This window comes from Bacteroides fragilis (assembly GCF_019583405.1).
Lineage (GTDB): Bacteria > Bacteroidota > Bacteroidia > Bacteroidales > Bacteroidaceae > Bacteroides > Bacteroides fragilis_B.
Genome location: NZ_SZUU01000001.1, coordinates 679,496 through 701,376 on the forward strand (window position 1 = coordinate 679,496; position 21,881 = coordinate 701,376).

The following is a 21,881-nucleotide window of genomic DNA, read 5'->3' on the forward strand; positions in this document are numbered from 1 at the left end:
GAATATCAGTGAGAGGATTTTTCGGATTGCTATTTATGCAACCGGCTTATTTCTTAAAAAAGTCTTGTACTTTTTCGTTAGAAACCATTTGTTCATCAAAAATGTAAGCTCCAGTTTTCGGAGATTTAACCATTTTGATAACCTTAGTATAAGCACGACCTTCTTTAGATCCTTCGTGCAAACTTGCTACTGTTTTCTTTGCCATGGGTTATACTCTTTCTTTATTATTTAATTTCTTTGTGTACTGTTACTCTTTTCAGAATTGGGTTGTATTTCTTCAACTCAAGTCTTTCAGTAGTATTCTTTCTGTTCTTAGTTGTGATATAACGAGATGTTCCCGGCATACCGCTATCTTTGTGTTCTGTGCATTCCAGAATCACCTGAACTCTATTACCTTTTGCTTTCTTTGCCATAATCAGTTTCTCCTCTTTTTAACGTTTTAGCCAACAACTTTAATGGTTTTCCAATCACAATACCCTTTGGCAACCGCATCATTCAAAGCAGCATCCAAACCTTTTTTATTAATAATACGCAAACCAGCAGCACAGAGGCTCAAGCTGATCCAGCAGTCCTGTTCTACATAGTAGAACTTTTTGTTAAACAAGTTCAAATCAAAGGTTCTTTTAGTTCTTCTCTTTGAGTGTGAAACATTGTTGCCAATCATGGCTTTCTTTCCGGTAATTTGACAAATCTTCGACATTTCTATCTTATTTTTATAGTTTTAATCTATACTTCTTTCAAACAGAGCGCAAAGTAAGCACTTTTATGTATATAAAACAAGCATTTCCTAAATAAATTCACTATTCAACAGTAATTTTTCTTCATTTAATCAATTTTCGAAGCAATAGGAGGGCATTATTGCTTGCTCTCTCCACATTCATCTCTCTTCCACGATTAGTTTCCTGCTTCATAGTGCAAATTTCACTTTTATAGGCAGCAGCAATCCAAACCGTACCAACAGGCTTCTCTTCAGTCCCCCCACCGGGACCTGCAATTCCAGACGTAGCTACAGCACAGTCAGTTTTTAGCGCTTTCATCGCACCTTTTACCATTTCAATGACCGTTTCCTCACTTACCGCACCTCTTTTTTCAAGCGTTTCCATCGATACACCCAGCAACTCCACCTTTACTCCATTGGCATACGCTACTATGCTTCCTTTAAAATACTCCGAACTTCCGGCAACCGAAGTGATGCGGGCTGCAATGCTTCCACCAGTACAACTTTCTGCGGTAGAAAAAGTCAAATTCTTCTTCTTTAAAAGTTCGCCTATCAAAACTTCAATCGGAGTATCTTCCTCATCCAAAATATCTTCTCCTAAAATTGCCTCAAGTTTGGCACTCTCAGTATTTACACAAGCTTCTACCTCGCTACGATTCTGCCCACGTCCCGTCAATCTTAAACGAATCAAACCCGGTTTTGGTAAATAAGCCAATTTTAGACAAGCAGGCAATGCCATTTCCCAAGATTCCAATTTCTCAGCCAATACCGATTCGGGATAGTTTTGTACAGTAAATGTCCGATGAACAATTGCATCCGTACGAAACTTTGCACACAAACGTGGAATAACCTCTTCACTCATCACAGTGGTCATTTCCTGAGGAACTCCCGGCATAGAAACAAGTACCTTACCATCTTTCTCAAACCAACTGACAGAAGCACTTCCTACCCGATTATTAATAACGATACAATCCTCAGGTACCATTGCCTGACTTTTATTCAACGCATTCATCGGTATTTGTCCCGCCAATACCCGTTTTACGTTTTCAAAAACAGCCTCACTAAAGATCAGTCTGGTACCGAAGTATTTGCAAAGAGTCTGTTTGGTAATATCATCTTTAGTGGGTCCCAAGCCCCCTGTCACTAGTACAATATTTGCCCTTTTCATCGAAGCATCTACAGCCTCAATAATCTCCTCTGCCCGATCTCGTACAGACACGACACGAATCACCTCTATACCTACCCTATTTAATTCGCGCCCCATCCATGCCGAATTGGTATCAGTCACTTGTCCTATCAACAGTTCATCACCAATAGTTATTATCTCCGCAAACATAGGACTCTTACAAAGTTACACGTGAATAAGCAGGCAATTCTATAGAGCAGAAATCTTTATCCTGATATTTAAAATATCCGGTGATAGCGATCATTGCGGCATTATCTGTAGTATAGCTGAACTTGGGAATAAAAATTTTCCAACCATATTTCTCTGCATGCTCACGAAAGGCATTACGCAAACCGTTATTAGCAGAAACACCGCCCGCTACAGCCACCTCATTAATTTTATATTGTTTGGATGCTTTACGGAGTTTATCCATCAAAATGTCTACTACCGTTGCTTCAAGCGAAGCTGCCAAATCATTCTTATGGTGTTCGATAAAATCGGGATCTTCTTTCATCCAATCACGTAAAGAGTAAAGAAACGACGTTTTCAGTCCGCTAAAACTATAATCCAAACCAGAAATATGAGGTTTACTAAAAGTATAAGCCTTCGGATTGCCCTGACGTGCCAAACGGTCAATTATAGGCCCCCCCGGATAACCGAGTCCCATTACTTTCGAACATTTATCAATTGCTTCTCCGGCAGCATCATCAATAGTCTGCCCCAGAATCTCCATATCATTATATGCTTTCACCAATATAATTTGAGAATTACCTCCGGATACCAGCAAACAAAGGAATGGAAAATCGGGCTGTTCATTTGCTTCTCCTTCCTCTTTAATAAAATGCGCTAACACGTGTCCTGTCAGATGATTAACATCAATCATCGGGATATTTAATGAACGTGCAAAACCCTTTGCAAAAGATACTCCAACCAGCAATGACCCCATCAACCCAGGCCCCCTTGTAAAGGCTACCGCACTCAGCTCTTCCTTGGTCACTCCTGCACGCTTCAACGCTTCATGCACCACAGGTACTATATTCTGTTGGTGAGCACGCGATGCCAATTCCGGTACTACTCCACCATAAGCTTCGTGTACAGCCTGGCTAGATACCACATTCGATAACAAATAACCATCTTTAATAACTGCAGCTGATGTATCGTCACAGGAAGATTCAATTCCTAATATAATTGTACTCATACGCTTTTTGATATTTAAACGATGCAAAAGTAATGATAAAAGTAGGATTCATAACGAACTATTTTATATTTTTGTTCTCAAAATCAAAACAACCGCCTATCAGAACGCTGAAGAAGACTGTACGTTGGGTTATCGGTATCATATTAGGTATATATATCGGAAGTATTATTTTGCTGAATATTCCTTTTATTCAGCGAAATATGACTACGTTTGTCACAAAAGAACTATCCCGGACTTTGGGTACTGAACTGACTATCGGTAAGATAGACATTGGATTATTAAACCGTATCATTATAGATGACGTATTGCTCGATGATCGATCGGGCAAAGAAATGCTTAAAATCACCCGTCTCTCCGCCAAATTTGATATTATTCCTCTATTCAACGGAAAAATCGCAATCAGTAGTGTACAATTGTTTGGCTTTAACATCAACCTGAACAAACCTACTCCGAATGCAGATCCTAATTTCAAATTTGTCCTTGACGCATTTGCATCTAAAGACACAGTAAAAACAAGCAAGAACCTTGATCTGCGGATCAACTCTATATTGATACGCCGTGGTAAATTAGCTTACGATGTACTGTCAGAAGAAGACACTCCCGGAAAGTTTAACCCCCAACATGTCAAATTGCATAATATCATTGCCAACATCTCGCTCAAAGCACTTCAGGGGGATTCGATCAATGCGGCTATCAAACGGCTGAGCGTAGACGAACAATCGGGCTTTGAACTGAGAAAGTTGAGCCTGAAAGTCATAGCTAATGACAGAGGCATGAAAATAGAGAATTTTGCTATAGAAATGCCAAGTACCGAAATGAAAATGGATACCATTCGGATGGAATATGATAGCTTGGGAGCACTCATGCATTTTGCCGATGAAGTCCGTTTCTCTTTCCGTACTCTACCATCATACGTAACCCTAAATGATATTTCAGCTTTTGTTCCGGCACTATCCAACTTTAAAGAAAAATTGGATCTGAGCATTGATGTAGAAGGTACACTCAACCAGTTGAACTGTAAAACGATAGAAATCAATGCAGGCGATAAATTCCGACTGAAGGGAGATGTCTCTTTGCAGGATCTATCACGCCCGCAAGATGCTTATGTCTACGGACATCTCGCCAATCTATCCGCTAATAACGAAGGAATCGGATTCTTGGTACGCAACCTAAGTCCGCATTACAATGGGGTTCCTCCTATTCTGCAACATTTAGGGAATGCTTCCTTCCACGGTGAAATATCAGGGTATTTCACAGATTTGGTCATGTACGGTCTGTTTCGTACCAACATTGGTTCTGTCCAAACCGACTTAAAGCTCAGTTCTGATAAAGCCAAAGCCCTGTTCTCCTATTCGGGAGGCGTGAAGACTACCGACTTCGAACTGGGACAGTTGCTGGATAACAAGCAACTGGGCAAAATCACCTTTAATCTGGATGTCCAAGGCAGCCACTACCGCAACCAATACCCCACTATCACACTAAAAGGCCTGATAGCCGCCGTCGAATACAGTAATTATAAATATGAGAATATCACACTCGACGGAGAGTTCGAACGTGGCGGTTTCGACGGAAAGGTGGCACTGGATGACGAAAACGGTTCGGTACATTTAAATGGTAATATCAATGTGGTCGAGAAAATCCCAACTTTCAACTTCAATGCTACAATAGATAAAGTACGTCCACACGACTTGAACCTGACCAAGAATTATCCGGATGCAGAATTTTCTCTGAAACTGAAAGCTAACTTCCGCGGCGGTGCCATTGATGAAATGATAGGTGAAATCAACATAGACAGTCTACAGTTCACTGCACCCGAAAAGAATTATTTGCTGGATAATATCAACATCACCGCAACCCGCCAAGATAAACAGAACCAATTGAGACTAACCTCCAGTTTCTTAAAAGCAAGTATCGAAGGCAATTATCTGTATCATACGCTTCCGGCAAGTGTTATGAATATTATGCGGCGATATATTCCTTCACTGATTCAACCGGAGAAAAAGCCTATTAAAACCAATAATAACTTTAGTTTCGATATTCACATATTTAATACAGAATTGTTGTCGACAGTATTTGACATCCCATTGAAAATATATTCACACTCGACTGTGAAAGGTTACTTCAACGATCAGGCACAACGCTTGCGTATAGAAGGCTATTTTCCACGTTTACAATATCAAAACACGTTTATCGAGTCAGGTTTGGTACTTTGCGAGAATCCTACCGATCAGTTCAAAGCAAAGGTCCGGTTCAATAACCTAAAAAAAGAAAGTGCTGTAAGCATCTCTCTGGACGCACAAGCCAAGAATGACACTATAAATGCCAATATCAACTGGGGTAACAATGCCATCAGTACTTATAGCGGACGACTATCTGCCGCCGCCAGTTTCTTCCGCGCAGCCGAAGAAAGGTCTCCACTGAAAACTATCGTAGATATTAAACAGACAGACATCATCCTGAATGATACCCTATGGCAGGTTCATCCGTCACAAGTTGTCGTCGATTCAGGAAAAATAGATGTGGATGATTTCTATTTTTCACATCAGGACCGTCATATCCGTATCAATGGACGCATTTCAGAACAAGCCGAAGATACATTAAAAGTAGAACTAAAGGACATCAATGTAGGCTACGTGTTCGATGTGGTAAACTTTGACGATGTCGATTTCAAAGGAGACGCTACGGGAACAGCATATGCCAGTGGTATTTTAAAAGAACCGGTCATGAACACCCGCCTGCATTTTAAGAACTTCACCTTTAATGATGCCTCATTGGGAGCAATGGATATTTACGGTGCCTGGAAGAACGATATGCGCGCTATCTTTCTTGATGCACACATGGAAGAAAAAGGAGTGTCGAAGACGCATGTCATCGGGCATGTCTATCCGCTAAAACCGGAAAGCAAACTGGACCTGAATATAGAGACAGAGCATACGAATATTCAATTTCTCCAATACTTCATGCGCTCCATTGTTGAAGACCTGCATGGACGTACCAGTGGTAAAGCCCATTTCTACGGAAAGTTCAAGGCACTCAATATCGAAGGAAACCTGATGACGGACGCATCCTTAAAAATAGGAATACTGAATACTTCGTTCGCCGTAACAGACACCATCCGTTTGTCCACCAGTGGTATTAGCTTCGATAATATACGCATAGCAGATATGGAAGGTCATCAGGGTACAATGAATGGCAAACTGAATTTCAGGCATTTCAAAGACCTAAGTTATCATTTCGAATTCAACGTGAACAACATGTTACTTATGAATACGAAAGAAAAATCGGATATTAACTTTTATGGAAAAGTATATGGAACCGGCAATGCAATGTTGGTTGGAAATCCACAGGAATTACAAGTCACTGCAGCTGTCACTACCAACCGTAACACCAATTTTGTCTACATAACCAATGCAACAGCTTCAGCAGCCAGCAACCAGTTTATTAAGTTTGTCGACAAAACGCCCCGCAGGTTTGTTCAAGATTCCATTAATGTAATGTCAGAATACGATCGGTTACAGCAAGAGATGGAAGAGGAAGAATCCAAAACGGATATTCGATTGAACCTGTTGATAGATGCTACCCCGGATGCTACAATGAAAATTATCATGGACCCTATTGCCGGAGATTACATCAGCGGCAAAGGCTCCGGTAATATACGTACAGAGTTCTTTAATAAAGGAGATGTGAAAATGTTCGGTAATTACCGCATCAACCAAGGTATTTACAAATTCAGTTTGCAAGAGGTCATCCGCAAAGATTTTATCATTAAAGACGGAAGCAGCATCACTTTCAACGGTCCCCCATTGGATGCAACGCTTGACATTCAGGCCAGTTACACGGTAAATTCAGCTTCACTGAATGACCTGATCCCCGACGCTTCGAAAACGATTACCCAACAACCTAATGTGAAAGTGAATTGCATCATGAATCTGACAGGAATTCTCTGGCGTCCTAACATCAAGTTGGGAATTGAGCTCCCCAATGAACGGGACGAGATACAGACACTGGTACGCAATTACATCAGTACGGATGAACAGATGAACATGCAGATTCTCTACCTGTTGGGTATTGGCAAGTTCTATCCGCAAGAAAGTACGGGAGGTACCCAAAACTCCAATATGACATCATCGGCCCTGTTCTCTACCCTATCCGGGCAGTTAAACAATCTGTTGTCACAAGTATTCGATAACAACAACTGGAACATCGGAACGAACCTCAGTACCGGTGACAAAGGCTGGACGGACATGGAAATAGAAGGTATCCTGTCCGGACAGTTATTGAACAACCGTCTGATTATTAATGGTAATTTCGGCTACCGGGATAATCCGTTAGCTAATACCAATTTCATCGGAGACTTTGAAGCGGAATGGCTGCTCAACCGCTCAGGAGACATACGTCTGAAGGCGTATAATGAAACGAACGACCGTTATTATACACGGACCAACCTGACTACCCAAGGAATCGGTATCATGTACAAAAAAGATTTTAATAAATGGAGTGAACTTCTCTTCTGGAATAAATGGAAGCTGAGAAACCTGAGAAAGAAACAGGCTGCCGCACGGGATAGCATCCCGAATGACACGGTAAAAGACATCACCAAAGCTAAATCGGAAATGAAAAGAGAGCATCCGATGTGACGCTCTCTTTTCTTCAGTCTTTATTTTCTTATGTCTCTCTTGCAAAAAATACAAAAACGGAAAGTGTATGAATACCGATAAAGGGATGTGAAGAAGATAAAACGATTAAAAGCCTTTATCGACAATAACCTTTCCGAAGGGAGTCAGAGCCAGTCCGGCAAGCTTGAAGTGTTGTCTTCCGAATGGTATACCAATGATTGTAATACAAAGCAGAATCCCCCATCCCAGGTGAGAAAGGCTGATCCAAATTCCACCGAGAAACAGCCAGACTATATTCATTATTATACTGAGGCAACCTCCCGAATCGGGGGTGCTCCTCACCTCTTTGCCGAACGGCCATAAAGCAAGCCCGGCCAGTTTCAGTGTCTGAAAGCCAAATGGAATACCAATAATGGTAACCATCATCAAGAGACTTGCAATAAGATACTCTATCGCAGTAAAAATGCCGCCACACAGCAGCCAGATAAGATTCAAGAATGGATTCATAGGCTATTAGAATAACGGTAGTAAAGAAAAAGGTCGGAAGTTCATTTCGGTACCTCCAACCTTTTTTCCTTATACCTTATATTAATTATTAATAAGAACGAGCAAATATCACACGGCAAGCAGAAGGTTTGCCGGTTACCATACACTTACCGGGCTCTTTGTCACCTTCAACAAACGAATCGAACGGGATACAACGAATAGTAGCTTTTGTCTCTTCCTTGATCTTCTCTTCTGTTTCCGTAGTTCCGTCCCAATGAGCCAGAATGAAACCGCCCTCTTCGATTTTTTCCTTGAATTCATCGTAGCTGTCTACCTTAGTGATACGTGAATCGCGATAAGTACGTGCTTTCTTGTAGATGTTGGTCTGAATCTCTTCCAACAGATTTTGAACATATGTCTCGATACCATCGCAAGTAACGGTCTCTTTCTCCAATGTATCGCGACGCATCACCTCCATCGTATTGTTTTCCAGATCGCGTCCGCCCATTACCAAACGAACCGGTACACCCTTCAGTTCATAATCGGCAAATTTGAAGCCCGGTCGTTTGTTATCGGCGTTATCATATTTGACCGAAATGCCCAATGCCTTCAGCTTCGCTACAATACCTTCTACCTTGGCATCAATCAGTTTCAGCTGCTCGTCATTCTTATATATAGGAACGATCACTACCTGAATCGGAGCCAGATGCGGAGGTAATACCAGACCGTTGTCATCCGAGTGGGTCATGATCAATGCACCCATCAGACGGGTAGAAACACCCCATGAAGTAGCCCATACGTACTCAAGCTTATTTTCTTTATTAACAAACTGCACATCAAATGCTTTCGCAAAGTTCTGTCCCAGGAAGTGAGACGTACCACTCTGCAACGCCTTGCCGTCCTGCATCATCGCTTCAATGGTATAGGTGTCAAGCGCACCGGCAAAACGTTCATTGGCCGACTTCACCCCTTTCACCACCGGAACCGCCATATATTTCTCTGCAAAGTCAGCATATACATTCAGCATGCGGATTGCTTCTTCTTCTGCCTCCTCACGTGTTGCATGTGCCGTATGGCCTTCCTGCCACAGGAATTCTGCTGTACGGAGAAACAGTCGTGTACGCATCTCCCAACGGAAAACGTTTGCCCACTGGTTGCATAAGATAGGCAGGTCACGATAAGACTGAATCCAGTTTTTATAAGTATTCCAGATGATTGTTTCGGAAGTCGGACGGATAATCAGTTCTTCTTCCAACTTTGCAGCAGGGTCAACCACCACACCCGAACCATCTTCGGCATTCTTCAGGCGGTAGTGAGTAACTACGGCACACTCTTTGGCAAAGCCTTCCACATGCTCAGCTTCACGACTCAAGAATGATTTTGGAATCAGCAACGGGAAATAAGCATTCACATGTCCGGTTTCCTTAAACATATCATCCAGCTGACGTTGCATTTTCTCCCAAATAGCGTATCCGTAAGGCTTAATCACCATACATCCGCGTACAGCCGATTGCTCTGCCAAATCGGCTTTCACTACCAAATCATTATACCACTGCGAATAGTTTTCGCTGCGTTTGGTCAGGTCTTTCAGTTCTTTTGCCATTATATTTTTCTTCTTTTAAAGTTTTCTATCTTCAAAACAGGATGCAAAAATACTAAAAATGGGTGAACTGTGATCATTCTTTATCTATAATTTTAAGAGGGAACCCGGCAGGGCAGTTCATAAACAAGCCGGTTTATCGATTGACAACCGGCTTATTTATGATTTTTCAGAAAGCAGAATCACCACTTCTTGCCTTTTTCTTCCAACGGAAGTCCGTCGCTGAATCCCATGGAAGCATGTGTACCGTCGCAAAACGGTTTATTGGACGACTGTCCGCAACGGCACAAAGTCACCCTGTTCCTGACTGTATAGCTTTTGCCATCCGCACTCTCTATGCGGATACCGCCTTTTACCCAAATAGGTCCGCTCACTCTGATTCCAGGATCCTCAATAATACCGATAGAGGGCTCAAAAGGCGGTTCGAAGACTTTTTGCGTCTCTTTGTCCCAAACGACGAGCCGCCCGGCAGGACAATGGCCGGCCTCGCGACGGACAAGTTCACGCTCTTCTTCCGTTTCAGCGAGTTGTACCAGATTCCAGATTCGGCCGCGTGCATCGCAGAAACGGGCAAAAGCACAATACTTTTCGTTATCGGCAAGCACCATGGCGGGGCCTTCCAATTCCTCGGCTTCTTCAAGTAACGGACGTTTGTTATTGGTTTCATTAGAGTCCCAATCGGTGGCACGCTTATGAGAACCGTCACAGAAGGGTTTATGGCGGGAATGCCCGCAACGGCACAGAGCCACCGGAGTGGCCGAACTGTCGAAACTCAGCCCGCGTTGATACACCCACGAAGAACCTTCTTCATTGGGAAGAATAATTTCCTGGTCAATGGGAGGATTACCATAAACAAGATAAGGGCCGTCAGGAGTTATTTTGATATAATACTTCTCGGGTGCTTGCCGGCTGCCCTCTTCTACTAAAACTTCTTCTTTCTTAGTCATAATTTTACGCCATAAGGAGGTTTAACATATCCTTTATCGCTTAAAGAACAGATAGTCAAGCTAAAAAGTTTCTTATAACACCGTCTAACTTCTTACGGATTCGTTGATACCAAACCCGAAAAGTGCAAAGTCTCCTTTCACCGGATCATCCGGCCATACCTCCCGCAATGCATCGGTAATACAACGCGCAGTCTTCAGACATTTACGTGCATCGGTCAGTCCAAGATCGACTGAAATGCGATGCACATGCGTGTCGAGAGGAATAATCAGATCCGAAGGATCAAAACTCCGCCAGATACCCAGATCCACAGGAGAATCCCGACGAATCATCCAGCGCAGGAACATACACATCTTTTTCGCTTCGGAAGCACTTGCCAAAGCAGGCATCCCATTGATATGTCCGAACACGGATTGCAGTCTTTCCAACGGAGTACCCGAAGAAAGCGAATGGCACAAATGCGACTCCAGGTCTTCATGTTCCTGATAGGCCGCATACAAAGCCTGACAAAGTAAATAGAAATCATTCCAGGAATAATAACGATAAAAGCTGGTTTTTACTCCTCGATATTTCTTCCACTCCTCACTAAGTATATACCGGTAAGGAGCATTCGAGAACAGTTCACGGTCAATCCGGTCGCCGCTTTTGATAATAGCCTTCCGGTTTCCAGTAGCAATCCAAGAGGCTACCAGGGCAGAGATCTCAATATCGGCCTTGCCGGTATAGCGATGTGGAAACTGTACAGGGTCATCCATAATAAATTCGGCTACCTCGTATTTATCTGCCAAAAATGCAAGTTTATTCTTTAGTTCCTGTTTCATAAACGTTAGAAGGTATGTATCAAAAAGAAACACCACAGATTACGCGATTCTATACATAACACTGATAATGAGTCTGTAAAAGTACGTGGAATCTGTGGTGAAAACCTCTTACTGCAATCTCAGTAAGTTTTTTATTTGCTAAAATCTCTCGGAGCAGGTACCGGAGCCAATGGTTTACGGTCTTGAAGCTGTTTCATAACCTCTTCGATGGCTCTGTTCAGCTGTTGATCCTCTCCATTCCACTCTTTCACCGGATCATTATCGATCAGGATATCCGGGTCCACACCATGGTTTTCGATAATCCATTGTCCCGTCTTCGGGTCATAACTGGTAAAGAACGGAACACGTATGTCTGTTCCATCCATATATGGCAATGAACCACTAATGCCAACAATACCTCCCCAGGTACGCGTACCTATCAACTTGCCCAATCCAAGTGCGCGGAAGCCCCATGGGAACAGGTCGCCGTCAGAAGCGGAGTATTTATTAATCAAACAAACCTTCGGTCCCACCTGTACAGCATCAGGCACTGTTCCCACATGGCTGGTACCTCTACCCATAGTCAGGCGATAAGGTTCACGGGAAAGACGTTCCAGGATCATTGGTGAAACATTACCTCCACCATTGGCACGATCATCAATAATCAACCCTTCTTTATCAAGTTGCGGATAGAAATAGCGGGCAAACTCGTTCAAGCCTTCCGGTCCCATATCCGGAATATAAATATATCCGATACGTCCGTTGGAAGCCTGGTCCACTTTCTTTATATTATCCTGTACCCAATTGTAATGTATCAAAGGATATTCATTGGCAAGCGGACTGACCACAACCTTACGTGCTCCGGAAAGCTGAGGTTTGACATTCAACGAAATTTCAGTAGGTATCTCTGCTTTACCCACCAGTAAAGAATACATATCTTTAACTGTATTGGTCGGCACACCGTCAATAGCTACGATGTACTCTCCTGCTTTCACATCAACCCCCGGTTCCGTAAGCGGAGAGCGCAGTTCTTTGCTCCAAGATGCTCCGGGGAATATCTTCTCCAGACGGAAAAAGCCACTCTTGTCGCGGGTAATCTCCGCACCAAGCAAACCGGTATTGATCCGTTTGGGCTGTTCCGTTTCTCCCGGATTGACATAAGCATGCCCACAGTTCAATTCACCTATCATCTCACCGATAATGTAATTCAGGTCTAAACGAGTTTTAACGTAAGGCAGCAAGACCGCATATTTTTCTTTAATTGCTTTCCAATCTACACCGTGCATGCTCTCCTGATAGAATCCGTCACGATAGGCACGCCAAGCTTCATCAAAGATTTGTGCCCACTCTTTCGGATAATCCACAGTAATCTTCATATTGCTTAAATCGACCGGAGCGGTCAGTTCTGTCTTACCCGAAGGAAGATTGGTCACATAAATCTGACGGCCTTTAAAGAAAAGTGCCTTCTTACCATCGTAAGTAACATCCATCGAAGCTCCATCGGCAATCGATTCCTCTTTCTGACTTGTCAAGTCATACATTTTCGTACCACCGCGTCCCCAGTAGTACACCTTGTTGCCATCCGAATAGAAGTTACCATAATAAGACGGAGACAAGGGCAAACGAACGATGCGATCGGTAATGCCATCCGGATCGAACTTCACCAACGAAGCATCGGCCACTTCCTTCTTATCTGCCGGTTTCTTATCCCCGCTTTTAGGGGTAGCATTAGATACAGCCACTTCCGCATCTTTCTGCATGAAAGGAGATGATGTATCCTTAGACAGCAAAGCGATGTACACACCATACATATTATTATATACATGGTTCCATTCCAATGATCCGTAAGTCGGGTTAAAATCACGGGCAGAAGAGAATATCAGATACTTTCCGTCGGTACTGAACACCGGAGAAGAAGAGTTATACCATTTGTCGGTCACCGGATATTCTTTCTTTTCCGCAATGTTGTAGACATATACGACATTGATTTCATTTTTACCCATCCGTGTATAAGTCAACCACTCACTGTCCGGAGAGAAAGTAACTCCACCCGGCACTCCCACCGGATCTTGCAATAATAAAGAAACTTTCTCGGAAGCCACATCCAGCAGATTAACTCGGTTCTTACGATCCATATACACTATCTTCTTAGAATCCGGACTCCATTTAAAGTCACGGATATACGTATCGTTCTTATGAGTTAACTGCATCGGTTCGCCACCTGCCGCATTCTGCAGATAAAGTTCGGTTTCCCCTGTGGCATCAGAGATATAAGCAATCTGCGTTCCGTCCGGTGACCACTGTGCGTCACGGTCGTGAGCTCCCGGCGAACGAGTTATATTTTTTGTAACCCCTTTCTCTACCGGCAGATTGAATACTTCACCCCGGCTTGTCACTACCATCCGTGCTCCATCCGGTGAAAGGCTGGCCGCAGTCACATAATTCGCTCCCTCTTTCAAATCGGTGCGGGCATAGATATTATCAGAAGCCAGTGTAATGTTTACCTTTTCAGCTTTCCGGGCCGCAGCATCCATCTTATAAATATATCCGCCGTTTTCAAAAACGATGGTATTGCCATGGACGCTTGGGAATTTCACATCATACTCAGTGAAATTCGTCACCTTTACAGTCTGTTTGGTCTTCGTATTGTATGCGAAGATATTCATGATACGGTCACGGTCGGAAAGGAAAAAGATTTCATCGCCAATCCACATCGGAAAAATGTCCTGAGCTACATTATTGGTAACATTCTCCACTGTTTTGTTTCCCGGATTATACACCCAGATGTCATCGGCCATACCGCCTTTATAATACTTCCAGGTACGAAATTCGCGCATCACCCGGTTGTATGCCAATTGTTTTCCGTCCGGTGAATAGCTGCAAAAGCCCCCCTCGGGAAGAGGAATGACTTCTGACAATCCGCCTTCTTTGTCTACTGTAAAGAGTTTACCGGAGAATCCGTCGCTGATGCGATTACGATACACGATACGTTGTCCGTCCGGAGTCCATGTCATAACAATGTTGTTAGGTCCCATACGGTCACCCAAGTCGTCACGGCTATTGGTAGCCGTGTAGGTTATCCGTAGTGGTTCGCCACCCGTTGCAGGCATGGTATACACTTCTGTATTTCCATCGTACTGCCCGGTGAATGCAATCGTTTTGCCGTCCGGAGAAAACCGGGGAAACATTTCGTATCCCACATGGGAAGTCAGGCGTTGTGCTTCACCTCCCGAAGCAGGCACTTTATACAAATCGCCCGCATACGAAAATACGATCTCATTTCCGTTCGTAGCGGGGAAACGCAACAACCGTGCTTCTCCTGCAGCCGACAGCAGCACAGGAGCACCTGCCAGAACGAAAATAGATAGGATTAGTTTCTTGTTCATGTGATTATCTATTAAATTGATTCACAAAGGTAAGAAAAGAACAAAGAGTGACAGAAGAAATACATAAAAAAACCGCAGATCCATCATTCTTTTCCTACAAAAAGACTGGAGAAATCTGCGATATTCTATTTTAATTGAGGAGATAAACTTTTGAGCGGTAGGCGAGGGTCGAACTCGTGACCTGCGGCTTGGGAAGCCGCCGCTCTGCCAACTGAGCTACTACCGCATGTGTTGCTTTTATTTTGTAAAGCCATGCAAAGATAAATATTGTTTCCGAAATACCCATAGCAATGGCACAATATTTTGCATCCGGGAATGAAAATATAAAATATTACCGTACATTTGCTAACCGAAAATACACAGATAGATTCATGAAACAGATCATACTCATCACCGGAGGAGCCCGTTCGGGCAAAAGCAGCCATGCCGAACGCCTGGCGCTATCCCTCTCTCCTAATCCGGTTTACCTGGCCACCTCACGTATCTGGGACGAAGAATTTCGTCAAAGGGTATTGCGCCATCAAGCCAACCGCGGACCGGAATGGACCAATATAGAAGAAGAAAAAGAATTGAGCCGCCACTCTTTGGAGGGGCGTGTAGTGCTGATCGATTGTGTAACCCTCTGGTGCACCAATTATTTCTTTGATCTCGAAGCAGACACCGACAAGGCACTGACTGCTGTTAAAGCCGAGTTTGACCGACTGACACAACAGGACGCGACCTTTATTTTTGTCACCAACGAAATCGGTATGGGAGGAACTTCAGAAAACCTGATACAACGAAAGTTCACTGACATGCAAGGATGGATGAACCAGTATATAGCCTCCCGGGCCAATCGGGTAATACTAATGGTATCGGGGATTCCTGTGAAAGTAAAAGACGAAAAGTAAATGATAGAATAACCCTTATAAAATGAAAACATTTCAAATCGCCAGACCGGACGAAACCATCCGGGAAGCACTGACCGACAAAATAAATAATCTGACCAAGCCCAAAGGCTCTCTGGGAACACTTGAAGAACTGGCCTTGCAGATCGGGCTTATCCAGCAAACACTTACTCCCGAGCTGAGACATCCTCAAAATATCATATTCGCAGCCGATCATGGCATTGTCGGCGAGGGAGTCAGCCTCTCTCCCAAAGAGATCACCTGGCAACAAATCAGCAATTTTCTTCACGGAGGGGCGGGTGTCAACTTCCTTTGCCGCCAGCACGGATTCGAGTTGAAGATTGTAGATGCCGGAGTGGATTACGACCTCCCATACGAGAAAGGAATCATCAACATGAAGGTGCGCAAAAGCTCGCGTAACTATCTGTACGAGGCAGCCATGACAGAAGAAGAAATGAATTTGTGCATCGAGCGCGGAGCGGAAGTAGTCCGTCAGTGTCATGCCGAAGGGTGCAATGTGCTTTCTTTGGGCGAAATGGGTATCGGCAACACTTCTTCGTCTTCCATGTGGATGACGTGTTTCACCCATATCCCTCTCGAACTGTGTGTCGGAGCAGGCAGCGGACTCGACAATGCAGGCGTCCGTCATAAATATAATGTATTGCAGCAGGCACTGGACCATTATCAGGGAGACGGAAGTGCACACGACCTGATCCGCTATTTCGGCGGACTGGAAATGGTAATGGCAATAGGCGCCATGCTTCAGGCAGCCGAGTTAAAGATGATTATCCTGGTAGACGGATTCATCATGACAAACTGCATCCTTGCAGCCTCCCAACTTTACCCTGAGGTATTGCATTATGCGATCTTCGGTCATCAGGGAGATGAAGCCGGACATAAGCTGGTACTCGATGCCATGGGAGCCAAGCCATTACTGAATCTGGGTTTACGTCTCGGAGAAGGAACCGGAGCCATCTGCTCCTATCCTATCATTGACTCTGCTGTACGGATGATCAACGAGATGGACAACTTTGCACATGCAGCCATCACCAAATATTTCTAATAAGATTTGCCGATGAATATATTAGCAGCATTTATCTTTTTTACCCGCCTCCCCTTCTGGCGTATCCGCGAAGTTCCGGCAGAATGTTTTAAACACGTTGTGCCTTACTGGCCTTTGTCCGGATGGCTCACGGGCGGCATCATGGCAGGGGTACTTTGGTTGAGCGCACAGATCCTCCCCTTCTCCGTTGCCGTATTGTTGGCACTTGCCGCCCGGTTATTGATCACCGGTGCCCTACACGAAGACGGGTTGGCGGATTTCTTCGATGGATTCGGAGGAGGTACGAACCGGGAGCGGATTCTTTCCATCATGAAAGATTCGCATATCGGTAGCTACGGTGTCATCGGGTTGATTTTCTACTTCCTTCTTCTATGGAGTCTTTTGATGTCGCTCCCCCTCTCCTTCGCATGTATTACATTGATTGCAGGCGACACGATAAGCAAGCTGACCTCATCACAAATCATCAACTTCCTGCCTTACGCACGGAAAGAAGAAGAAAGCAAGGCCAAAGTAGTATATAACAGAATGTCAGGCGGAGAATTTGCTTTCGGTCTGTTATGCGGTATACTTCCTTCAGCACTCCTGCTACCGTACCGATACTGGATGGCTATCGTACTTCCGCTGGTCATGCTGTATCTGCTTTGCACACTGATGAAACGGAAATTGCAAGGTTATACCGGCGACTGTTGCGGGGCACTGTTTCTTCTAAGCGAACTGTCTTTCTACCTGGGAATAGTTATACTAATGTTTATATAGTCATGGAAGTCATATTAATCCGCCATACCTCTGTCGATGTTCCTAAAGGAGTCTGTTATGGCCAGACTGATGTACCTTTGCGAGATAGTTTTGAAGAAGAAGCCTCAATTACGGCTCAACAACTACAGAACGACGTATTTGATGCCGTATTCACAAGCCCGCTGAGTCGTTGCACCCGCCTTGCAGACCACTGCGGCTATCCGGATGCCATTCGTGATGCCCGGCTGAAAGAGTTGAATTTCGGTGAATGGGAGATGCAGGAGTTTGATAAAATATGTGATCCGCGACTGGAGGAGTGGTATAACGACTACTTCCATGTAGCGGCTACAGGCGGAGAGTCTTTTATGATGCAGCTTCAACGGGTATCGGAGTTCCTGAATGAAGTGAGTGGAAAAGAGTATAAACGCATAGCCGTCTTTGCACATGGAGGGGTACTGATTTGTGCGCAAATCTATGCAGGGATACTGAGAATGGAAGACGCTTTTGACGCACTGACACCTTACGGCGGAGTGGTCCGGCTGCAACTTAACTCAAAGACAGAAGAATAGTCAGCCACACTAACACAACCATCAGTACCTCTGCCCGCCGATTAACACAGACGGCTTTCTTCATATCCTCGGTTGTCAATGCCCGTTCGTTGTTGCCTATAAAAGGCTTCCACACCTCTTCGCCGAAATAATAGTGGGGCCCGCCGAAACGGCAATTCAGAATACCGGCCAAAGCAGCTTCGGGATAACCGGAGTTTGGGCTGGCGTGCCGGCTGCCATATTTACCCACGAACCTGAGCAAAGAAAACCGTCCGCTGACAAGGATCATCAACAAAGCCGTCAGGCGGGCAGGAATATAATTGGCAACATCATCGATCCGGGCCGCTATACAGCCGAATTGACGGTAACGCTCGTTGCGGTAACCGATCATAGAGTCAAGTGTATTCACCATCTTGTACGCCATCATGCCGGGCACTCCCAACACTGCATACCAAAAAAGTGGTGCAATTACCCCATCACTCAGATTTTCGGCTAAAGTCTCCAAAGCTGCGGTACGCACCTCTTGTGCAGATAGTGCAGAGGTATCCCGTCCCACAATACGGGCCACTTGTTTACGCCCCTCGTCCAATGAACGGTCTACGGCTTCGAAGACCATCCGGACCTCACGTATCAGGGTTGTACCTGCCAGGCAACAAAAGATCAGCAGTGTTTGTATCAGCGCTGTCAGTATGATGGAATACTCTCCGATCACTTTAAAAAAGAGGAAGGTAAAAAAGTAGACTCCCGCAATCAATGCTACCGACATCATTCCCCCTTTCCAAACGCGGGCCCTCCCCGCATTCAGACACTTCTCTCCCCAAGCTATCAGTTTACCGAATCCTACCACAGGATGCGGCAACCAGGACGGATCGCCTTGCCAGCGATCGAACAACCAGGCTAACGGTAACGGAAACAACCTGCAAAAATACACAAGGCTAATATACCAAAAGAACATTCCATCCATACTTTCTCTATCCTATCAATCAGTCATTACTCCGCCATCCACTTCGCAATCGCTCCCACCAGTTCGTCATTCTCTTCCGGTGTCTGGGTGGCAATGCGGAAGAAACGTTCGTCCAGCCCTTCGAAGTTGGAAGCATCCCGAATCAGAATCCCTTCTTCACGGGCCAGATATTCCTTTAGAGCAGCAGCTTTTCCGAAACGCAGGCACACCAGCATAAAGTGAGTATCGGTAGGCCAGACCTCTAACCCGCCTATCGCCTCAAGCGAACTTTTCAGGCGGGCACATTCCGCCAGATAATCTTTCATGGAGAGACCGGCCGGGATGCCTTCGGAAAGCAGGTAGAGTCCTGCTTCGATGGCAAGCTGATTGACCGACCAAGGCATCCGGTTCGTACGCAGACGCCCTATCAGTCCGGGATGCGCAGTGACATACCCCAACCGAAGTCCCGGAATGGCATAGCGTTTGGTCATCGAATGTAGAAGGATCACATTGGGAAATCCGGCAGCTTCCTGCGCCGTAAAAAGCTCTTTCAGCGTGAAATACTCGTATGACTGATCGATCACGAAACAGACCCGGGGATGCTTTGCGATCAGTTCCGTCAGATACTTCTTATCACGCACCTCTCCGGTCGGGTTGTTCGGATTGCAAAGCCAGACCATACGCACGTCCTCCGGCACTGCATCGAGTGTGTACAGCGATGTGACCTTGTGCCCATGCATGCGGCAGGCATCGGCATACTCACTAAACGTAGGCATCAGAATGGCCGTGTTCGTTCCCCGAAAGGTCTGCGCTATCAGATAAATGGCTTCCGTAGCGCCATTCGTCACGCAAACCGAGGCGGCAGACAGAGCGTGGCGGTCCGCCAGACGGGCCTCCAGCGTATAAGGTTCCGGTTCGGGATAAGCGGATATGGCAGAGATGCGCCCGCACAAATGTGCACGCAGTCCGTCGAGGTTCACCTTATTATATACGTTGGAACTGAAATTGCTCCGTATCGGGTGGCGGTATTTATAAGAATCGTCTCCGTGTCCTTCAATCATTGTCTGTCAATATTTGATAGATAAGCGGCAAGTCGACGTGCTTACGGACATGGGCTGCCAGTTTATCGTATTGTTCTTCTTTAAATGCTTTGTAATCAAAAGCCGTCTCTTTCAGTTTATCGGCGAAAGGCTCCAGCAGGTAATCGATAACTGAAGGATTGTCGAGAATGCCATGTACGTATGTTCCCATGCAGGTGCGGTCTACAAAATACCCATCCTCCCTTCCGTCCGCCAGATGGTTGAGTGGAGAAACTGGAACATCCGCAAGGGGCGTGGTCGTTCCCATGTGTATTTCGTATCCTTCGCAGACAGCGCTGTCTTCAAGAAAACAGAACCGTACCTGGCGGGTAACCTTCTCTCCCTGCATGCGGGTGCTGACAGGCAGTAACCCCAATCCCGGCAAGCGTTCTATCTCGCCTTCCACATGATCGGGATCGCAAACCTCCCTACCCATCAGTTGATAACCTCCACAAATGCCCATTACCGTGGCACCTTCGCGGTGGGCACGGACGATGGCCTGCGCCACTCCGTTGCGGCGCAACTCATACAGATCGGACAAAGTGCTTTTCGAACCGGGCAACAGGATGATATCCGCTTTCATCAACTCGTCCGTATTGTTGGTGTAGAACAGGTGTACACGCGGATCGCGCTCCAAGACATTGAAGTCGGTGAAATTGCTTAAATGACGAAGCAACACGACAGCCACATTCACTTTGCCTTGTCCGGCACGGATATTCTTGGTCTGAAGCATCACCGAGTCTTCTTCCTCAATATAGATATCTTTATAGTAGGGCACCACCCCAACCACCGGAACACCACAAAGATCTTCCAGCATCTTTACTCCCGACTCGAAAAGGCGGATATCTCCACGGAATTTATTAATCAATATCCCCTTGATATGCTTCCGCTCTTCCGGCCGAAGCAGCATCACCGAACCGTAAACACTGGCAAACACTCCTCCACGGTCTATATCGGCCACGAGAATCACATCTGCCCCGGCATGCATGGCCATGGGCAGGTTCACCAGATCGCTGTCACGAAGATTGATCTCGGAGATACTCCCCGCTCCCTCCATCACTACCGGATTATATCGGGCAGCCAAACGGTCGAACGCGGCATGAACCTCTTTTCGCAATTCCTCCCGCCCTTCACGGCGGAAATATTCGTAAGCATTCCGGTTACCGATGGGACGTCCGTTGAGCACTACCTGTGAAGTATGATCGGACGATGGTTTCAGTAGCAACGGGTTCATATCCGTATGGCAAGGCACACCTGCGGCCTCGGCCTGCACAGCTTGTGCCCTTCCTATTTCAAGTCCCTCGGGAGTGGCATATGAATTTAATGCCATGTTCTGTGCCTTGAATGGCGCCGGATGATAACCGTCTTGCAGGAATATGCGGCAAAAAGCTGCGGCAATGATGCTTTTACCCACATCACTACCGGTTCCGGCCAACATTAAAGGGTGTAAATTCTTATTCATATCGTGTTTGTCACGTTAATGGGCGACAAACTTAGTGAAAATATTCGGGGGGGACAAGTGGGGGTATCAAAAACTCACCACAGAGAACACAGAATAACACAGAGAGGGGGTGTGTCGAAACTCGTATTCACAACAAATTTATACAGATAAGTATCATTAGTTATCAACAGATTAAGTTAGCTCTATGGAACTCTGTGTTACTCTGTGGTGAATAATGACACATCCCCAATCCATGCAGAGTGTTTCCATG

Annotated in this window: 18 protein-coding genes and 1 tRNA gene; 5 read left to right on the forward strand and 14 right to left on the reverse strand. The window is 45.2% G+C overall.

Annotated elements, in window-relative coordinates; genetic code table 11:
• Positions 1–46: 46 nt before the first annotated feature.
• The 5 genes from FDF36_RS02920 to tsaD all read right to left on the reverse strand — a co-directional run bounded on the left by FDF36_RS02920 (position 47) and on the right by tsaD (position 3,081).
• Entirely contained in the window at positions 47–205 is a 159-nt protein-coding gene (locus FDF36_RS02920; RefSeq protein WP_220390270.1) for a DUF4295 domain-containing protein, read from the reverse strand.
• A 19-nt stretch (positions 206–224) separates the two neighbouring features.
• The gene (gene rpmG, locus FDF36_RS02925) at positions 225–413 is read right to left on the reverse strand and encodes a 50S ribosomal protein L33 (protein WP_002560155.1); all 189 of its coding nucleotides are present in this window, start codon (positions 411–413) and stop codon (positions 225–227) included.
• A 26-nt stretch (positions 414–439) separates the two neighbouring features.
• Positions 440–700 (reverse strand): 50S ribosomal protein L28, encoded by a 261-nt coding sequence (gene rpmB / locus FDF36_RS02930; RefSeq protein WP_005787937.1) that lies wholly within the window; start codon positions 698–700, stop codon positions 440–442.
• A gap of 121 nt (positions 701–821) precedes the next feature.
• Positions 822–2,054 (reverse strand): CinA family nicotinamide mononucleotide deamidase-related protein, encoded by a 1,233-nt coding sequence (locus tag FDF36_RS02935; protein ID WP_220390271.1) that lies wholly within the window; start codon positions 2,052–2,054, stop codon positions 822–824.
• A 7-nt stretch (positions 2,055–2,061) separates the two neighbouring features.
• Complete coding sequence (gene tsaD, locus FDF36_RS02940; protein WP_220390272.1) at positions 2,062–3,081, reverse strand: tRNA (adenosine(37)-N6)-threonylcarbamoyltransferase complex transferase subunit TsaD; 1,020 nt, start codon at positions 3,079–3,081, stop codon at positions 2,062–2,064.
• A gap of 32 nt (positions 3,082–3,113) precedes the next feature.
• Here tsaD and FDF36_RS02945 point away from each other — a divergent pair, with 32 nt between their 5' ends.
• Positions 3,114–7,718 carry a translocation/assembly module TamB domain-containing protein gene (locus tag FDF36_RS02945; protein WP_220390273.1) on the forward strand — a complete coding sequence of 1,535 codons (4,605 nt, stop codon included), beginning with the start codon at positions 3,114–3,116 and terminating at the stop codon, positions 7,716–7,718.
• Between the two features lie 105 nt (positions 7,719–7,823).
• On the opposite strand, the gene FDF36_RS02950 is transcribed toward FDF36_RS02945, so the two are convergent.
• The 6 genes from FDF36_RS02950 to FDF36_RS02975 form a co-directional block, all read right to left on the reverse strand.
• On the reverse strand, positions 7,824–8,204 hold the full coding sequence (locus tag FDF36_RS02950; protein ID WP_005820355.1) for a YccF domain-containing protein: 381 nt from the start codon (positions 8,202–8,204) through the stop codon (positions 7,824–7,826).
• Between the two features lie 88 nt (positions 8,205–8,292).
• Positions 8,293–9,786, reverse strand: coding sequence for a proline--tRNA ligase (gene proS / locus FDF36_RS02955; RefSeq protein ID WP_220390274.1), 1,494 nt, complete (start codon positions 9,784–9,786; stop codon positions 8,293–8,295).
• Positions 9,787–9,965: 179 nt separating this feature from the next.
• Positions 9,966–10,730: a CDGSH iron-sulfur domain-containing protein gene (locus FDF36_RS02960; protein WP_005820357.1), complete on the reverse strand. Its 765-nt coding sequence runs from the start codon at positions 10,728–10,730 to the stop codon at positions 9,966–9,968.
• Positions 10,731–10,814: 84 nt separating this feature from the next.
• Positions 10,815–11,549 carry a TIGR02757 family protein gene (locus tag FDF36_RS02965; protein ID WP_220390275.1) on the reverse strand — a complete coding sequence of 245 codons (735 nt, stop codon included), beginning with the start codon at positions 11,547–11,549 and terminating at the stop codon, positions 10,815–10,817.
• Positions 11,550–11,680: 131 nt separating this feature from the next.
• Positions 11,681–14,914, reverse strand: a complete 3,234-nt coding sequence (locus FDF36_RS02970; protein ID WP_220390276.1) for a S41 family peptidase — start codon at positions 14,912–14,914, stop codon at positions 11,681–11,683.
• A gap of 153 nt (positions 14,915–15,067) precedes the next feature.
• Positions 15,068–15,140: transfer RNA gene (locus FDF36_RS02975), tRNA-Gly, on the reverse strand.
• Between the two features lie 64 nt (positions 15,141–15,204).
• Here FDF36_RS02975 and cobU point away from each other — a divergent pair.
• Genes cobU through cobC form a run of 4 tightly spaced genes read left to right on the forward strand, consistent with a single transcriptional unit; the run spans position 15,205 to position 18,168 of the window.
• Complete coding sequence (gene cobU, locus FDF36_RS02980) at positions 15,205–15,804, forward strand: bifunctional adenosylcobinamide kinase/adenosylcobinamide-phosphate guanylyltransferase (protein ID WP_081319858.1); 600 nt, start codon at positions 15,205–15,207, stop codon at positions 15,802–15,804.
• Between the two features lie 22 nt (positions 15,805–15,826).
• Positions 15,827–16,864: a nicotinate-nucleotide--dimethylbenzimidazole phosphoribosyltransferase gene (cobT, locus tag FDF36_RS02985; protein ID WP_220390277.1), complete on the forward strand. Its 1,038-nt coding sequence runs from the start codon at positions 15,827–15,829 to the stop codon at positions 16,862–16,864.
• A gap of 12 nt (positions 16,865–16,876) precedes the next feature.
• Positions 16,877–17,620 carry an adenosylcobinamide-GDP ribazoletransferase gene (locus FDF36_RS02990; RefSeq protein WP_032594172.1) on the forward strand — a complete coding sequence of 248 codons (744 nt, stop codon included), beginning with the start codon at positions 16,877–16,879 and terminating at the stop codon, positions 17,618–17,620.
• A 2-nt stretch (positions 17,621–17,622) separates the two neighbouring features.
• A complete protein-coding gene (cobC, locus tag FDF36_RS02995) occupies positions 17,623–18,168 on the forward strand; it encodes an alpha-ribazole phosphatase (protein ID WP_005787967.1) in 546 nt (181 codons plus the stop codon).
• Here cobC and cbiB read toward each other — a convergent pair.
• From cbiB to FDF36_RS03010, 3 genes are read right to left on the reverse strand one after another with little or no spacing between them, the layout of a single operon-like run.
• Entirely contained in the window at positions 18,146–19,102 is a 957-nt protein-coding gene (gene cbiB / locus FDF36_RS03000; RefSeq protein ID WP_220390468.1) for an adenosylcobinamide-phosphate synthase CbiB, read from the reverse strand. The two genes, cobC and cbiB, sit on opposite strands and share 23 nt — an antisense overlap.
• A 35-nt stretch (positions 19,103–19,137) precedes the next feature.
• On the reverse strand, positions 19,138–20,151 hold the full coding sequence (gene cobD, locus FDF36_RS03005; protein WP_220390278.1) for a threonine-phosphate decarboxylase CobD: 1,014 nt from the start codon (positions 20,149–20,151) through the stop codon (positions 19,138–19,140).
• Entirely contained in the window at positions 20,144–21,631 is a 1,488-nt protein-coding gene (locus tag FDF36_RS03010; RefSeq protein WP_005803609.1) for a cobyric acid synthase, read from the reverse strand. Before FDF36_RS03010 ends, cobD begins: the two co-directional genes overlap by 8 nt.
• Positions 21,632–21,881: the final 250 nt, after the last annotated feature.

Bases quoted from the DNA above. Each gene is read 5' to 3' on its own strand.
- FDF36_RS02920 (WP_220390270.1), bottom strand. From the start codon at position 205: ATGGCAAAGAAAACAGTAGCAAGTTTGCACGAAGGATCTAAAGAAGGT.
- rpmG (WP_002560155.1), bottom strand. From the start codon at position 413: ATGGCAAAGAAAGCAAAAGGTAATAGAGTTCAGGTGATTCTGGAATGC.
- rpmB (WP_005787937.1), bottom strand. From the start codon at position 700: ATGTCGAAGATTTGTCAAATTACCGGAAAGAAAGCCATGATTGGCAAC.
- FDF36_RS02935 (WP_220390271.1), bottom strand. From the start codon at position 2,054: ATGTTTGCGGAGATAATAACTATTGGTGATGAACTGTTGATAGGACAA.
- tsaD (WP_220390272.1), bottom strand. From the start codon at position 3,081: ATGAGTACAATTATATTAGGAATTGAATCTTCCTGTGACGATACATCA.
- FDF36_RS02945 (WP_220390273.1), top strand. From the start codon at position 3,114: ATGATAAAAGTAGGATTCATAACGAACTATTTTATATTTTTGTTCTCA.
- FDF36_RS02950 (WP_005820355.1), bottom strand. From the start codon at position 8,204: ATGAATCCATTCTTGAATCTTATCTGGCTGCTGTGTGGCGGCATTTTT.
- proS (WP_220390274.1), bottom strand. From the start codon at position 9,786: ATGGCAAAAGAACTGAAAGACCTGACCAAACGCAGCGAAAACTATTCG.
- FDF36_RS02960 (WP_005820357.1), bottom strand. From the start codon at position 10,730: ATGACTAAGAAAGAAGAAGTTTTAGTAGAAGAGGGCAGCCGGCAAGCA.
- FDF36_RS02965 (WP_220390275.1), bottom strand. From the start codon at position 11,549: ATGAAACAGGAACTAAAGAATAAACTTGCATTTTTGGCAGATAAATAC.
- FDF36_RS02970 (WP_220390276.1), bottom strand. From the start codon at position 14,914: ATGAACAAGAAACTAATCCTATCTATTTTCGTTCTGGCAGGTGCTCCT.
- cobU (WP_081319858.1), top strand. From the start codon at position 15,205: ATGGCACAATATTTTGCATCCGGGAATGAAAATATAAAATATTACCGT.
- cobT (WP_220390277.1), top strand. From the start codon at position 15,827: ATGAAAACATTTCAAATCGCCAGACCGGACGAAACCATCCGGGAAGCA.
- FDF36_RS02990 (WP_032594172.1), top strand. From the start codon at position 16,877: ATGAATATATTAGCAGCATTTATCTTTTTTACCCGCCTCCCCTTCTGG.
- cobC (WP_005787967.1), top strand. From the start codon at position 17,623: ATGGAAGTCATATTAATCCGCCATACCTCTGTCGATGTTCCTAAAGGA.
- cbiB (WP_220390468.1), bottom strand. From the start codon at position 19,102: ATGTTCTTTTGGTATATTAGCCTTGTGTATTTTTGCAGGTTGTTTCCG.
- cobD (WP_220390278.1), bottom strand. From the start codon at position 20,151: ATGATTGAAGGACACGGAGACGATTCTTATAAATACCGCCACCCGATA.
- FDF36_RS03010 (WP_005803609.1), bottom strand. From the start codon at position 21,631: ATGAATAAGAATTTACACCCTTTAATGTTGGCCGGAACCGGTAGTGAT.